Annotated in this window: 14 protein-coding genes and 1 other RNA gene; 3 read left to right on the forward strand and 12 right to left on the reverse strand. The window is 43.4% G+C overall.

What is annotated here, in order from left to right; translation table 11 throughout:
• Nucleotides 1-21: 21 nt before the first annotated feature.
• The 6 genes from rsmB to DW650_RS03940 are packed head-to-tail and all read right to left on the reverse strand — an operon-like array spanning nt 22 to nt 7,356.
• Complete coding sequence (rsmB, locus tag DW650_RS03915) at nt 22-1,380, reverse strand: 16S rRNA (cytosine(967)-C(5))-methyltransferase RsmB (protein ID WP_118209111.1); 1,359 nt, start codon at nt 1,378-1,380, stop codon at nt 22-24.
• Entirely contained in the window at nt 1,373-2,083 is a 711-nt protein-coding gene (locus DW650_RS03920; protein ID WP_117918667.1) for a zinc metallopeptidase, read from the reverse strand. Before DW650_RS03920 ends, rsmB begins: the two co-directional genes overlap by 8 nt.
• Before the next feature lie 19 nt (nt 2,084-2,102).
• Nucleotides 2,103-3,038 (reverse strand): methionyl-tRNA formyltransferase, encoded by a 936-nt coding sequence (fmt, locus tag DW650_RS03925; RefSeq protein WP_117918669.1) that lies wholly within the window; start codon nt 3,036-3,038, stop codon nt 2,103-2,105.
• 3 nt (nt 3,039-3,041) lie between these two features.
• Nucleotides 3,042-3,518, reverse strand: coding sequence for a peptide deformylase (gene def / locus DW650_RS03930; protein ID WP_186899498.1), 477 nt, complete (start codon nt 3,516-3,518; stop codon nt 3,042-3,044).
• A gap of 24 nt (nt 3,519-3,542) precedes the next feature.
• Nucleotides 3,543-5,786, reverse strand: coding sequence for a replication restart helicase PriA (gene priA, locus DW650_RS03935; protein ID WP_118209112.1), 2,244 nt, complete (start codon nt 5,784-5,786; stop codon nt 3,543-3,545).
• Between the two features lies 1 nt (nt 5,787).
• Nucleotides 5,788-7,356 (reverse strand): UDP-N-acetylmuramoyl-L-alanyl-D-glutamate--2,6-diaminopimelate ligase, encoded by a 1,569-nt coding sequence (locus DW650_RS03940; protein WP_118209113.1) that lies wholly within the window; start codon nt 7,354-7,356, stop codon nt 5,788-5,790.
• A gap of 147 nt (nt 7,357-7,503) precedes the next feature.
• On the opposite strand from DW650_RS03940, the gene DW650_RS03945 reads away from it, so the two are divergent.
• From DW650_RS03945 to DW650_RS03955, 3 genes are all read left to right on the forward strand, one after another.
• Entirely contained in the window at nt 7,504-7,908 is a 405-nt protein-coding gene (locus tag DW650_RS03945) for a putative ABC transporter permease (RefSeq protein ID WP_117918676.1), read from the forward strand.
• A gap of 157 nt (nt 7,909-8,065) precedes the next feature.
• Nucleotides 8,066-8,986, forward strand: coding sequence for an aspartate carbamoyltransferase (pyrB, locus tag DW650_RS03950; RefSeq protein WP_118209114.1), 921 nt, complete (start codon nt 8,066-8,068; stop codon nt 8,984-8,986).
• Between the two features lie 11 nt (nt 8,987-8,997).
• Nucleotides 8,998-9,435 (forward strand): aspartate carbamoyltransferase regulatory subunit, encoded by a 438-nt coding sequence (locus DW650_RS03955; protein WP_117918680.1) that lies wholly within the window; start codon nt 8,998-9,000, stop codon nt 9,433-9,435.
• Nucleotides 9,436-9,519: 84 nt separating this feature from the next.
• Here DW650_RS03955 and DW650_RS03960 read toward each other — a convergent pair whose 3' ends face one another.
• The 6 genes from DW650_RS03960 to DW650_RS03985 form a co-directional block, all read right to left on the reverse strand.
• Complete coding sequence (locus DW650_RS03960) at nt 9,520-10,152, reverse strand: DnaJ domain-containing protein (RefSeq protein WP_117918681.1); 633 nt, start codon at nt 10,150-10,152, stop codon at nt 9,520-9,522.
• 13 nt (nt 10,153-10,165) lie between these two features.
• A complete protein-coding gene (locus tag DW650_RS03965; protein ID WP_117918683.1) occupies nt 10,166-11,029 on the reverse strand; it encodes a DUF5685 family protein in 864 nt (287 codons plus the stop codon).
• A 17-nt stretch (nt 11,030-11,046) separates the two neighbouring features.
• The gene (locus DW650_RS03970; protein WP_118209115.1) at nt 11,047-11,442 is read right to left on the reverse strand and encodes a hypothetical protein; all 396 of its coding nucleotides are present in this window, start codon (nt 11,440-11,442) and stop codon (nt 11,047-11,049) included.
• A 185-nt stretch (nt 11,443-11,627) separates the two neighbouring features.
• An RNA gene (gene rnpB / locus DW650_RS03975) (RNase P RNA component class A) lies at nt 11,628-11,987 on the reverse strand.
• An 89-nt stretch (nt 11,988-12,076) separates the two neighbouring features.
• On the reverse strand, nt 12,077-13,747 hold the full coding sequence (locus DW650_RS03980) for a nucleoside kinase (RefSeq protein WP_118209116.1): 1,671 nt from the start codon (nt 13,745-13,747) through the stop codon (nt 12,077-12,079).
• Nucleotides 13,748-13,825: 78 nt separating this feature from the next.
• The gene (locus DW650_RS03985) at nt 13,826-14,599 is read right to left on the reverse strand and encodes a tRNA (adenine(22)-N(1))-methyltransferase (protein WP_118209117.1); all 774 of its coding nucleotides are present in this window, start codon (nt 14,597-14,599) and stop codon (nt 13,826-13,828) included.
• Between the last annotated feature and the right edge of the window lies 1 nt (nt 14,600).

Here is a 14,600-nt window from a genome sequence, read left to right on the forward strand (position 1 = left end):
TTCCATTCTCTTTTTCAATAACTATGAGATACATTTTAATTTCGCGTAGAAAAATCCATCTCCCACCTGCGCTCCCGGATAGATCTGTTCCATATCAAGCAGTTCAAATTCCGGATGTTTTCCCAGAAACCATGCAACGTTCTCCTGATTTTCTCCAGGATTGATCGTGCATGTAGAATAAACCATGATCCCATCTTTTCTGACATAGGAACAGACGGTATCTAAAATCCGGCGCTGAAGTTCTTCTAACTCTTCCTGCTGCCTGCGGCTCATTTTATAACGGATGTCAGTCTTTTTCCGCAGCACACCAAGTCCGGAACATGGAAGATCTGCGATCAGTACATCGGCTGTTTCCCTTGCGCTCTCATCTGACACCGTGGCATCCCAGACCTTTGTTGTCATATTTTTCACCTGATAACGGCTGATATTTTCCTCGATCAGTCCCGTCTTGTATTCCGTCAGATCCCGCGCCTCCACGCTTCCTGTGCCGTTTAACATTTCTGCAAGATGTATACTCTTACCTCCCGGAGCTGCACAGACATCGATCACATGTGCACCTTCCCCCGGTGCCGCAGTCTCCGCCACCATCATGGAACTGATATCCTGTACATAAAAAAGTCCCTCTCTAAATGAAGGAAGTGCCATCAGATGATCAAAACCGGAGATCGCAAAGGCATAGTTATATGCCTTTGCATAACCAGATCCTTCTGCATGCGGCAGTCCTTTATATTGAAGATCCTCTAACGTCTGGACCGTCACACCTTCCGCTTCTAACTGTTCTTTTAACGCTTCCGGTGTGATCTTTGTCACATTTGTGCGGATCGTAAGCGGTGCTTCTCTCGAAAATGCATCCAATATTGCCTTTGTCTGCTCTGATCCATATGCGCTAAGCCACTCTTCCACGATCCACTCCGGCATGGAATAACGGACACTCAAAGCACAAACCGGCTCTTTTTCTTCATCCGGATACTGGATGGAATCATGGTTTCTTGCAATATTTCTGAGCACACCATTCACAAAACCGCTCAATGTAGAAAATCCGCTTTTTCTTGCCAGTTTTACAGCCTCATTACATGCTGCCGAATCCGGCACAGAATCCATATAGCATATCTGATACACACCAAGCCTTAAAATATTGCGGATGACGGGTTTCATTTTTTTTACTTTCACTTTGGAAAACTGGTCGATCACATAATCAAGCTCTATCATGTGCTGGATCGTTCCCTCAACAAGTCTGGTTAAAAAGGCCCTCTCATATTTTTCCATATACTGATATTTTTCAAGTACTGCACGAAGCACCTGATTGCTGTATGCCCCATGCTCCGTCACTTCAACGAGAACATCTAATGCCAGTCTTCTTGTATTTACGGTATCAGTCATCACGATTACGTCCTCCAAACAAAAGAACCAGTCGAAGCAGCTGTAAAATTGCCGCAGCCGCACTTGCAACATAGGTCAGTGCCGCAGCCTTCAATACTTTTCTGGTATAAGGCAGTTCACTGTCAGATAAAATTCCCTGCTCGCCTAAAATCCGAAGTGCCCGGTATGAAGCATTAAATTCAACCGGAAGCGTTACAAGCTGGAATAACACTGCAAATGAAAAACATAAGATTCCTAGATCGATAAGCATCGCACCTGTTGACCGGTTAAAAAACAACCCGATCAGAATCAGCGGCCATGCCAGTGTTGAACCGATATTGGCAACCGGAACGATCGCTGTACGGAATGACAATGGCACATAATTTTTCTGATGCTGGATCGCATGTCCACACTCATGCGCTGCAACTCCGATCGCAGCAACGGAATTACTTCCGTACACGGAATCAGACAGATTCAGTGTCTTTTTCGACGGATTATAATGATCTGTCAGACTTCCTGATATATGACAGACTGTCACGTCATAAATTCCGGCAGAATTTAAGATACGCTCCGCTGCCTGTGCTCCTGTCATACCGCTCATGCTGCGGTACTGTGAATATTTATTAAAAGTACTCTTTACTCTTGCAGATGCGATCAGACAGATTACCGCACCAATTAAAACTAAAACATAAGTCGGATCAAAACCATAATAGTAATAAGGCATACTCATTACCTCCATTCACTTAACCACGTGTAAAATAAGTTCCTGCTTCCACCGTATAACCATTTAAAAATGCTTCCGTGGTCATACGTTTCTTTCCTTCTAACTGTACTTCAAGAAGCTCTAGGACACCATTTCCTGTCTGTACCAGAAAACTTCCCTTTTCCGCTTTTATAATGCAGCCCGGAGCAGCTTTGCCTTCATCCGGAAGTACATTCGCTCTCCATATCTTAAGTGTTTTTCCATCCAGTCTTGTATATGCACTCGGCCACGGATTTAAGCCACGGATCAGACATTCAATCTCTTTTGCACTCTTTTTCCATTCAATACTGCCTAATTCTTTGTGGATCTTTGCCGTATGTGTTGCTTTGCTGTTATCCTGCGGTGTATAAACAGCCGTGCCGTTTTCAATCGCTTCTATGGTCTTTACACAGAGTTTCGCTCCAACTTCTGCAAGACGGTCAAATAAACTTCCACCTGTTTCATCCGGCCGTATCTCAACTTTTTCTTCTAAAATGATATCTCCTGTATCAACGCCTTCGTCCATACGCTGTGTGGACACACCGGTATATGGATCGCCATTTATGACTGCCCATTGGATTGGTGCTGCACCACGGTATTTCGGCAACAATGACGCATGTACATTTACACAGCCGTATTTTGGCATGTCTAACACTGCCTTTGGTATAATCTGCCCAAAAGCCACTACAATCATGATATCTGCATGAAAAGATTTCAGATATTCGATACATGCACTGTCCCTGACGCGCTCCGGCTGATATACCTCTATGCCATGTGCCAGGGCACACTCTTTCACCGGTGTATATTTTAATGCCTTGCTTCTTCCCACCGCTTTATCCGGCTGTGAGACAACCAGTACCACCTCATGACCGGCTTTTATGATTTCTTCTAATGTCCCCACCGAAAAATCCGGTGTTCCCATAAAAATAACTCGCATATATTATTCCTCCGGATCATCATAAGTTACATCATGTAACGGTCCTTCTACGAGTTCCGTGTACATATGTCCGTCAAGATGATCTAACTCATGGCAGATTGCCCGTGCCATAAGCTCTGTTCCCTCGATCTCGTATTCCTCCATATTTTCATCGAACGCACGCGCCTTCACATAATTTGGTCTTGTAACAGTACCGGCTTTTCCCGGAAGACTTAAGCATCCCTCATCCCCGGTCTGCTCACCGGATTTTTCAAGGATGACCGGATTGATCATAACGACCGGTCCTTCTCCGATATCAATGACTACGATTCTCTTTAACACACCAACCTGTGGGCCTGCAAGACCAACTCCGTTTGCCTCATACATGGTATCAAGCATATCGTCGATCAGTTCTTTGATCTTTGGTGTTATCTCTGTAATTTCCCTGCATTTTTTTGTAAGTACAGGATCTCCCTGTATTCTGATTGTTCTAAGTGCCATTTTTTTATCCTCCATTATACTATTTTAAAATCCGTTGACCGGGTTAAAATCAAATCCTACTGCCACATTCTGATACAGACGGTTATCCTTCATAAAACCTTCCAGTTTATCCTTTAAAAGAACAAGTGTCCTGTACTCTTTTGTTTTTACATAGATCACCTTCCGGTAGACATCGGATATTTTTGCAACCGGTGCATCTGACGGTCCGATCGGATAGATTCCCTCGCTGCTTTCTTTCGCCGCCTGACCGATTCTTTCCATCAACGCCATCGCTGCTTCCCCCGCTGCCATTTCATTTTTCGACGCACATAAAATATAAAGCATATTCCATACGGGTGGATATCGCATCAGTTTGCGGTATTCGATCTCCTGACCGTAAAAAGCCTCATAATTCTGTTCTTTTGCTGTCGTAATACTGTAATGCTCCGGGTCATAAGTCTGTATGATAACACTGCCCGGCACATCACCTCTGCCGGCACGTCCTGCCGCCTGCGTCAGAAGCTGAAAAGTCCGTTCAGCCGCACGGTAATCACTGATATGAAGCGAAAGGTCTGCCGCAAGCACACCCACTAACGTAACCCCGGCAAAATCATGTCCCTTTACGATCATCTGTGTACCGATCAGTATATCAGCCTCGTGATTTGCAAACGCTGACAAAATCTGTTCATACCCTTCTTTGCTCCTCGTGGTATCCATATCCATCCGAAGCACACGTGCCTGTGGGAAACGCGCCTTTACCACCTGTTCTATTTTCTGTGTTCCTGCCTTAAAGCCACTGATATACTTAGAGCCGCAGACCGGACACAGATCCGGCTGTGCCGTCGTATATCCACAATAATGACAGACTAAACGTGTCCTATCACCGCTTCCATGCTGACTCAGAGAAACATCGCAATGCGGACATTTTATCACATGACCGCAGGCTCTGCAAGAGACAAAGCCTGCCATGCCACGCCGGTTGATAAAAAGCATCGTCTGTTCTCCCTTTTTCAGACGGTCCTCCATGAGCTCACTCAGACGGTCACTTAAGATTGACCGGTTGCCCCTTCTTAACTCCTCCCGCAGGTCGATGATCTCGCACAAAGGCATCGGTCGTTTCTGTACTCTGTGTTTTAATTCTAACAGACAGTATTCATTTTTTTCTGCCTTATAATAACTCTCAAGAGATGGTGTAGCAGAACCAAGCACTACGATCGCGTCTGTCATTTCTGCCCTCTGTATCGCAGTTTCCCTCGCATGATATCTTGGCACTGTCTCGCTCTTATAGGAAGCCTCATGCTCCTCATCTATGATAATGATCCCCAGATCGGGGAACGGTGTAAATAACGCTGAACGCGGGCCGATCATCACTGAAATTTCTCCGTTTTTCGCACGTTCAAACTGGTCATACCGCTCTCCCGCCGACAGTTTTGAATTTATGATCGATACCTGTGCCCCAAAACGGTTGTAAAAACGTCTAACCGTCTGGTAGGTTAACGCAATCTCCGGTATCAGCACGATCGCCTGTTTTCCCTGGGCGAACACATGTGCGATCAGCTCCATATAAACTTCCGTCTTTCCGCTTCCGGTGACGCCTTTGATCAGATATGTCCTGCGTTCTCCCGCATCATACTCCGCTGTGATCTTTGAAACGATATTCTGCTGTTCCTCATTCAGTTGTTTTCGTTCCCCACCCGTGTCCAGTCCATCAACCGGATTGCGGTATGCTGTCTTACTGACAACTCTTACGATACCTGCTTCCTCCATTGCACGGATTACAGATGCTGAAACTGTCAATTGCTGCGTTGCCGTCTCCCATTCTAACTCCTGCTCATTTAACAGTGCCATAAGAAGTTTTGCCCTTGCCGTCTTATGCTTTCTCTCACATTCCGCCAGCTCATTTTTTGCCTCAACGGGATGCAGCGCAAGTCTTATTGTTCTCTGTTCTTTTGCTTTCTTTTTTTCCTTGACCGGCAGTACTGTCTTTAGGGCATGGTTCATGGTTCCGCCATAATTTTCCCGCATCCAGCCTGCGAGTGCGATCATCTGTGACTCGATCCGGACACCGTCTTTTACGACCGCGAGTATCTCTTTGATCTTATCTTCCTCATACTCACAGACATCTGTCAGTTCTATTACATATCCCTGCATTTTTCTGGAACCAAATGGAACTGAAACTAATATACCGACTGCGATCGTACTCTTTAGCCTCTCCGGCACCCGGTATTGAAACGTTTTATCTAATTTTCCCTGATAAATATCCACAATGATATTTGCATATTCTGCCATTTCAGTTACTATGCCTTTCTCTTTGTCTGTCCCGCTCTGCTGCCTTTTTTATAAGTTCTTTATCCTCCATCGGATAACGTACCCCGCAGATCTCCTGATAGTCCTCATGCCCTTTTCCTGCAAGAACGATAATATCTCCCTCTCTGGCGTGGTCAAATGCGTATGCCACCGCCAACCGCCGGTCTGCGATGCGTATGTATGCCCCTTCCGTACCCTTCATACCGTTCTCAATATCATCTAAGATCAGCTCCGGATCTTCCCATCTTGGGTTGTCGGATGTCAGAATCGTAAAATCTGCAAGCATTCCTGCCGTCTCACCCATTCTGCCTCTTCTTAATTTTGAACGGTTACCCCCGCAGCCGAAGATCACAATAAGCCTCCCCGGTTTAAATTCACGCAATGTCTGCAGCAGGTTGCGCAGACTCATCTCATTGTGCGCATAATCGATCAAAAACACGAATTCGTCTGATATTTTTGCATTTTCGCATCGTCCCGGAACCGTCTGTCTTTGCAGTGCATCTTTTATCACATTCTGCGCTATCTTAAAATGACGCGCCACAAGAATGGCTGCAAGTGCATTTGAAACATTAAAAATTCCTGGCATCTGCAGCAGAAATTCTTCATTGCCATCCGTAAAAAAATGGCTGTATAATCTTCCTTCTTTCATGGAAAACGTAATCTTTTCTGCCACAATATCTGCCTTCTGCCCTAAAACTTCCATATGATTTTCTTTTTGCACAGAAAAAGTCTCTGTCTTACAGGTATGACCAAACAGTATTTTTTCTGTATTCCGGTCATCAAGATTGACAATCCCTGACGCACACTGCCTGAGCAGCCTGCTCTTACAATACAGATACTCTGCAAATGATGCGTGTTCTCCCGGTCCGATATGATCCGGTTCAATATTTAAAAATATCCCGATATCAAAAAAAATCCCTGCCACACGCTGCATCTTGATTCCCTGGGAAGATACTTCCATCACGCAGCACACACATCCATTTTTTACCATCTGCGCCAGTTCTTTTTGCAGATCGCTTGATTCCGGCGTCGTATGACCTGCTTTTTTTATATCTTTTCCATTATCCACCCAAATAGTGCCTATCATACCGGTCTTATATCCTGCTTCTTTTAAGATTCCTGCTATAAGAAATGATGTCGTCGTCTTTCCTTTTGTTCCGGTGATCCCGATCATCTTAAGTTTTTTTGCCGGATAGTCATAAAATGCTGCAGAAATCCGGGCAAGCGCCAATCTGGTATCATGTACCCCGATCACAGCCATGCCATAATTGCGTACCAGCTCATGCACACGCACTTTTCCATGCTCTGTATAAATAAAACATTCCCACCGGACATTTACCATACAGTTTTCATCCACTACCACCGCAAATGCACCTGCATTTACCGCATCCATAATATAATCGTGTCCATCCGTATATTGTCCCTTTATACAGACAAACAGGGACCCCCGCTTTACTCTTCCGGAATGATAACAGATATCCGTAATGATAAGGTCGTGGCTCCCCTGCACGCTTTCGTATGAAATATGTTCGAGTAATTGATTCAGCCGCATTCTCTTTCCTTGGAATACACTTGTTTTATTATATGACAGAACGTCTGTTTTTACAAGTTTTCCGCCTTTATTTTAGAAAAATGTTACATATTTTCCAATACCATGCGGCATACTGATATCATGATTTTATAAAAGGAACACACGAACATGATTACAAAAAACTTCTTTGTCTGCGGACTGACCGGCTGGTGCATGGAAATTCTTTTTACTTCCACAGGCTCTTTTCTGAAACAGGATAAACGTCTGATCGGGCGGACATCCGTATGGATGTTTCCTATTTATGGAACTGCTGCGGTAATCGCACCACTGTACCGGCATATCAAAAATCTGCCGGCTCTCCTTCGTGGCTGTATCTATTCCGTTGGCATTTTTTCATTTGAATATATCAGCGGCACACTTTTAAAACACCATGGCATGTGTCCCTGGGATTACAGCCAGGCAAAAGCGAATATAGGCGGCGTCATCCGGCTTGATTATGCCCCACTGTGGATGGCTGCCGGATTGTTATTTGAACGCATTCTTATTCACTGTAACACTCCAGGCTCCTCCTGATATTTTTATTTTCAATTACTGATATATAGACTTATCTGCCCAAAAATATCTGAAAACAAGCGCATATTTTATCAATATAACGTAAATTTTTTTCTTCTTGAAATCAGATAATGATTATTATATGATAGAAAAAATGCTGAATATTAGGAGGATTAATATGCGTCATTTAATGAGCCCATTGGACTTCTCCATCGATGAATTAGACAGGCTTTTAGACCTTGCCAATGATATCGAGAAGTACCCGAACAAATATGCACACGCATGTGAAGGCAAAAAATTAGCCACCTGTTTTTACGAACCAAGTACACGAACCCGATTAAGTTTTGAAGCTGCCATGTTAAATCTTGGCGGTTCTGTTTTAGGTTTCGCCAGTGCTGATTCCAGTTCCGCAACAAAAGGCGAAAGTGTTTCCGATACAATCCGAGTTATCTCCAGTTACGCAGACATCTGTGCAATGCGTCATCCAAAAGAAGGTGCACCTCTTGTAGCTTCCCAAAAATCCAGAATTCCCGTTATCAATGCCGGCGACGGCGGTCATCAGCATCCAACCCAGACATTAGCCGATCTTCTTACCATCCGCTCCTTAAAAGGACGTCTTGACAATATGACGATCGGACTCTGCGGAGACTTAAAATTTGGCCGTACTGTTCACTCTCTGATCAGTGCCCTGATTCGTTATCCAGGCATTAAATTTGTACTGATCTCACCGGAAGAACTGCGTATTCCAAGTTATATCCGTGAAGATGTCCTGCGTGCAAATAATGTTCCATTTACTGAAGTTGAGCGTTTAGAGGATGCCATCCCACAGCTTGATGTACTTTATATGACAAGAGTCCAGAAAGAACGTTTCTTCAACGAGGAAGATTATGTCCGCTTAAAAGATTTCTATATCCTGACCAAAGCAAAAATGGATCTCGCACCGGAAGATATGATCGTTTTACATCCACTCCCACGTGTCAACGAGATCTCCGTAGAGGTAGATGACGATCCGAGAGCTGTTTATTTCAAACAGGCACAATATGCTGTCTATGTCCGTATGGCTCTGATCTTAACGCTGCTTGAAATTAAGGTTGAATAAGGAGGAGAACAATGTTAAATATCAGTGGAATCCATGAGGGCTTTGTCCTTGATCATATTCAGGCAGGTATGAGCCTGCAGATCTATCATGATTTAAAATTAGACCAGCTTGACTGTCCGGTTGCCATTATCAAAAATGCAAAGAGCAGTAAAATGGGTAAAAAGGATATTTTAAAGGTAGAATGTCCAACTGACGCACTCGATTTCGATATCTTAGGTTTTATCGATCACAATATCACGGTCAATGTGATCCAGAATGACCAGATCGTATCCAAAAAAGAACTTTGTCTCCCAAAACAGGTCAAAAATGTGATCAAATGTAAAAATCCACGCTGTATCACTTCGATCGAGCAGGAACTGGATCAGATTTTCGTTCTGACCGATCCGGAGAAAGAAATATACCGCTGTAAATACTGTGAGGAGAAATACACAAATCCAAACCGTCGTTAATCTAAAAATACTGCCAGATCATCCATTTATCGATCTGGCAGTATTTTTATGTAATCTTCTGTTTGCCAATATAAGCATATTTCTTTAGAACGGCCGCAGACAACAGCAGTTACAGAGCATATTCAAAAACAGCATACTAAGACACCAGTTGCCTGCACTCGAATACGGTCTGTCGTAATTGCTTCCCATGTTTGTATACCATGTTCCGCCATACTCTAAATGCTGCAGGAACTGCCGGTATTCAAAATTGCTCGGTTCCATCTCCACTGCACGTGTGGCATGCTCCTTTGCAATGATATTGTTTCCTGCTCCCTGATTTGCCAGGGCACTGTAATAATACCAGCGTGCATTTCTTTCTGAAAAAGGAATCCCATTTAAAACATTAAGTGCTTCCGCATAACAACGGTTAGCTATGTAATTTGCAGCCGCCTGTATTTTGGGATTTTCAGTGCTCTGGTTATAATGATAGCTCTGTCCGCCCCCATATCCATAACCATTTCCTGAATTATATCCATAGCTGCTTCCCTGCTGCTTTTCCTTCATGATCTGGTCATATGCCTGCTGTACTTCTTTGAATTTTTCCTCAGCCTGCGCCTTGTTCGGATTATTGACATTGGCATCCGGATGATATTTACGGCTTAAGGAACGATATGCTTTTTTTATCTCTTCATCAGAGGCACTCCGTGAAACACCAAGCACCTGATATGGATCCATCATACATCAAACCTCATTATTTATGCTCTTTCTTTTTTGCCTTTTCCTGAGTTCTGCGCTTTTTAATCTGCAGATATTCATACTTCGACCATACACCTGAATACAGAATATTACGCAGAATATCTGCGTGCAAAAGAATCGGCAGACGTTCAAATGATTTTGCACATTCTGACATCATACTTGTCAAAAGCAGCCGGCACCAGGTATCAAGATCCTGCGCCTGCTCTTCCTGGACAAATGTGAGCGGATTATAACAGTTTTTCTTTTTATCCCTGTCATAATCTTCATACGCATCCATCAGATAGATAAATTTACCCATGTAAAATCCCATTGTGCGGAGTTCTTCTGCCCATTCATCTTCCTTCCAGCAAAACACTTCTGCAACCATCTCTCCGGTCAGACCGGCAACAAGATCAAGATTTGTCTCCCGATGCTTTTCGGCATCTCCGATCTTTTTCATATATTCCTCAATGGCACCTACCTGTCTCGGATATTTTGACATGATACGAGTATAATCCTTATCCAGCATTTTTGCAAATGCCTTCTTTGTATAAGCCCTGTCATCCTTCCAGTCATCAATAAGATTATGATATGCCAAAATCAGATTCATATCCGCAGCATATTTTGTAGCCTCGTTGATCCACGCATTCCGCTTCTGTGACGGATGCAGTGCACAGGTAAACTGTGACTTTTCATCCGGCAGTTCATACAGGCCGGTCAGCAGAACGATCAGAAACGTCATATCATATGCAAGCAGCATCTGTCCCTTGGTTCCACAATTTGATTTAAGCTGTCTGCAAAGTCCGCAGTAATATGCCTGATATGCTTTTTTACCTTCTTCCGTCAGCTCTTTTTGATTGATATTAATATAACCAAACACAAAGCATTTCTCCTTTGTCAGCTTTTTTTGATAAATTCTGTCTTACATTTCGGACAGGTAATGCAGATCTTTCCTCTTCCCTTCGGCACCCGGACTGTCTGTCTGCACTGAGGGCATTTGAAAAAACGGTAAGTACCACGCTGTGCCCAGCGTTTTTTGATATTGTTTTTCTTTACCACTGCCTTGTATTTTGCATTTAGAAATCTCTGGTTCTCCTCATAACGTTTTGACACATTCCGCGAGAGTATTCTGAAATAAGAATAAATTAACAGTGCCAGTCCCAGCCAGTATAAAATATTCACCCGCAAAAATGTAGATACCAAAAGCAGTACCAGCGCAGCTATGATCTGCACTCTTGAAAGATCATCCACCCCATATCTGCCAATCATAAACTGTCGTAATTTTTCTCTCATCTATAACATTCCTTTCCATCCAGATGCCATCACATTTTTATATTTATGTACGGAAAAACGGTACCCATCTGGCACCGTTTTTTGTCCATGACGCTATGGTAAACCCAATACACACAAACGTCAACATTCCTATTGTCTTTTAAGAAACATTTTAGATTTTGGTTATATTTCCATTACTGATATCTGATTTAAGCAGGACGATAAGCCGGGTTATGTCTAAACTGTGGCAAGCCACAGTCGGAATGATCATCTATCTAGGACGACTGTTACCAGCCGCCTCAAGCAACCTACCTAAAGCTGGCGGGCCACGTCAACGCTTTTGTTCGGTCTTGCTTCGGATGGGGTTTACATATGCCCTCTCTGTTACCAGAGAGACGGTAGTCTCTTACACTGCCCTTCCACCCTTACCCGGTATATACCGGGCGGTATATTTCTGTTGCACTATCCTTAGAGTCGCCTCTACCGGACGTTATCCGGCATCCTGCCCTGTGAAGCCCGGACTTTCCTCACCCCGATAAACGGGCCGCGATCATTTGTCCTACTTAAATCCATCATTTGCCAGCCGGCACATTCTGCCAGCAAGGCACCCGATTAACTATACACTTTTTTTCTTATTTGTGCAAGCCTGTTTTTCTTATACATTAAAACACGAACCGCCGATAAATTCACGGATGATAGAATTCTGCCCGATTCCATCCGGGGACATCGGAAGAAAATAATCCAAAAACTTCAAAAGACGTTTTGCCTCAAGATATTCCGGACAGTCCTTGTCAATGGCAAACAGCAATGGTTCTGCATATATCTTTAATACTGCCAGTTCATAGATCAGTGCAGAATTGAACATCACATCTGCCCCTTCCTGAAATGGAAAAATGTTCTTTTCCTCCCCACGGCGCACAGAATCCCACATGGCTATCGTTTCTTTTGCTGAAGTGCCTCTGGTTCTTGCATCACGCACGATACGGCGTATCATTCTTCCATCAGTAGTCGGCAGATAGTTATGCTCATCAATATTTAACTGTGTCAGCGCACTGATATAAATCTTAAATTTGCTCTCTACCGGAAGAGAATAGGACAATTTATCATTCAGTCCGTGAATACCCTCGATAACTAACACGTCATCTTTTCCCAGCTGCATGATCTTATCTTTGTATTCTCTTTTTCCTGTTTTAAAATTAAAGATCGGAAGATTCACTGCCTTTCCTGCCAGAAGTTCATTCATATCATGGTTGAAAAGCTCCACATCCAGCGATTCAAGGCACTCAAAATCAAGTTCTCCGTTTTCATCACGCGGACACTTATCACGATCCACATAATAATCATCAAGTGGAAATGGATGCGGTTTTAAGCCTTTTGCCGCAAGCTGTATGGACAGGCGGTGTGAAAAAGTCGTTTTTCCAGATGAAGAAGGTCCCGCGATCATGATAAATTTCTTTCCCTCTTCCTTAACGATCATTTCCGCAAGTGCGCCGATACGTTCTTCAAACAGTGCCTCCTGTGTCAAGATCATTTCCTGCGTCTTTCCTGCAGAAATTGCATCATTAAGAGCGCCGATCGTATCGATCTGCTGCAGTTTTCCCCAGTCTCTCGAACGTTTTAATGTATAAAACAATTTATCCGAAGGCACAAATTCCGAAACTTTTTTTGCATCTTCCCCAGGGAACAAAAGTACAAAACCATCCTGGTATGCTGTCACATCGTAATATCTTAAATATCCGGTAGACGGCACCATAAATCCATAAAAATAATCCTTATAATGATCCAGCTCGTAAATATTTACCCTGGAACTGCGCCGGTAACGGAACAGCTTCTCTTTATCTTTCATTCCAAGTTCATGGAATAAAGCTACTGCCTCATCCGTATTCATACTGTATTTTTCGATTGGCAGATCCGCCATCACAAGACGATACATCTCTTTTTTCAGTGATCCGATCATCGCCTCCGTGATCTTACAGCTTTCCCCGTCTTTCATCAGTTCACAGTAATATCCCTGACCGATGGCATATCTGACATGTACTCCAATATGCTCTTTGCTCCACAGATTCCACACTGCTTTTTGCATCAGCAGCGTGACACTCCTGCGGTAAGCACGTTTTCCGGTCTTATCAGAAGTTGTAAGAAAAGACAGTTCTCCACCTTTTTCTATGGTTTTCTTTAATTCACGCAGTCTGTTATTATACAATGCAAGCACGATATCATCCTCATACCGGTCCTGATATTCCTGCGCTATACTTAAAAAGCTGATCCCTGCCGGATACGTTTTTTCTTCTTCCCCGATTTTTACAATGATCTGTTCTTCTCCCATATGATTCTCCATTCCCGCCCATTTCTTAAGACAGCACAAATCCAGCATGTAAAAAATGTCATTTTCCACAAGGATGGCTTATGCTTTATAATATGCAAGTGCAGCTTCATTATAACCAAGCGATTCTTTTACTTCTCCGATACGTGCAGTTATTTTCTCTGACTCAGGCTGTTTTAAAAGATTATCCAGAATAGTTTCAAACACCTTGTGTTCTTTCTGCAGATACTGATACAGTATGGGATTTTTTTCCATAAGTAAGTGTCTTCCGTATAAACATTCGACCTTATATCTGCTTTGATCCTGTCTTTCACAGTTTCCAGCATTTTTTAGCGCTGCATCTTTTTCTGTTATATCTGTATTTTTATTTTTCCCTGTCTGATAATGCACACGCATCATCGGATAATATTTGCCATCCTCAAATACCATACGCTCTGCATCGATCATGTATCCGTTTTTCGCAAGGTAATCCCTGACACCGGACAGTTCCGATTGTGGCTGAAGTATCAATTCGCCTGCCGCCTGGCAGACAGCTTTTCCTTCTTCTAAAATATGCATCACAAGTCCGCCACCCATCCCTGCAACCAGTATGGAGTCTGCCTCGCCCATTTGTAACGCTGCAACTCCATCCGAAAGCCTGGTCTGTATGTATGCATCCATACCATATAATTGAATATGTTCCTTTGCACGTTCCAGTGGTCCCTTATTAATATCCATTGCGATCGCACATCTGATCTTCTTTTGTTCTAACAGATAAATCGGTACATAACCATGGTCTGTTCCCACATCTGCTAATACCACACCTTCACTGACCAATGAAGCCGCCGTTTTTAATCTGTCTGATATCTTTACCATC

This window comes from Roseburia sp. AM23-20, from assembly GCF_003470905.1.
GTDB lineage: Bacteria > Bacillota > Clostridia > Lachnospirales > Lachnospiraceae > Roseburia > Roseburia rectibacter.

What these genes read in the sequence shown, in the direction of transcription:
- DW650_RS03980 (WP_118209116.1), bottom strand. Translation starts at nt 13,747, where the DNA reads ATGGGAGAAGAACAGATCATTGTAAAAATCGGGGAAGAAGAAAAAACG.
- DW650_RS03940 (WP_118209113.1), bottom strand. Translation starts at nt 7,356, where the DNA reads ATGCGGCTGAATCAATTACTCGAACATATTTCATACGAAAGCGTGCAG.
- DW650_RS03970 (WP_118209115.1), bottom strand. Translation starts at nt 11,442, where the DNA reads ATGAGAGAAAAATTACGACAGTTTATGATTGGCAGATATGGGGTGGAT.
- pyrB (WP_118209114.1), top strand. Translation starts at nt 8,066, where the DNA reads ATGCGTCATTTAATGAGCCCATTGGACTTCTCCATCGATGAATTAGAC.
- DW650_RS03945 (WP_117918676.1), top strand. Translation starts at nt 7,504, where the DNA reads ATGATTACAAAAAACTTCTTTGTCTGCGGACTGACCGGCTGGTGCATG.
- DW650_RS03920 (WP_117918667.1), bottom strand. Translation starts at nt 2,083, where the DNA reads ATGCCTTATTACTATTATGGTTTTGATCCGACTTATGTTTTAGTTTTA.
- priA (WP_118209112.1), bottom strand. Translation starts at nt 5,786, where the DNA reads ATGGCAGAATATGCAAATATCATTGTGGATATTTATCAGGGAAAATTA.
- fmt (WP_117918669.1), bottom strand. Translation starts at nt 3,038, where the DNA reads ATGCGAGTTATTTTTATGGGAACACCGGATTTTTCGGTGGGGACATTA.
- DW650_RS03955 (WP_117918680.1), top strand. Translation starts at nt 8,998, where the DNA reads ATGTTAAATATCAGTGGAATCCATGAGGGCTTTGTCCTTGATCATATT.
- DW650_RS03985 (WP_118209117.1), bottom strand. Translation starts at nt 14,599, where the DNA reads ATGGTAAAGATATCAGACAGATTAAAAACGGCGGCTTCATTGGTCAGT.
- rsmB (WP_118209111.1), bottom strand. Translation starts at nt 1,380, where the DNA reads ATGACTGATACCGTAAATACAAGAAGACTGGCATTAGATGTTCTCGTT.
- def (WP_186899498.1), bottom strand. Translation starts at nt 3,518, where the DNA reads ATGGCACTTAGAACAATCAGAATACAGGGAGATCCTGTACTTACAAAA.
- DW650_RS03960 (WP_117918681.1), bottom strand. Translation starts at nt 10,152, where the DNA reads ATGATGGATCCATATCAGGTGCTTGGTGTTTCACGGAGTGCCTCTGAT.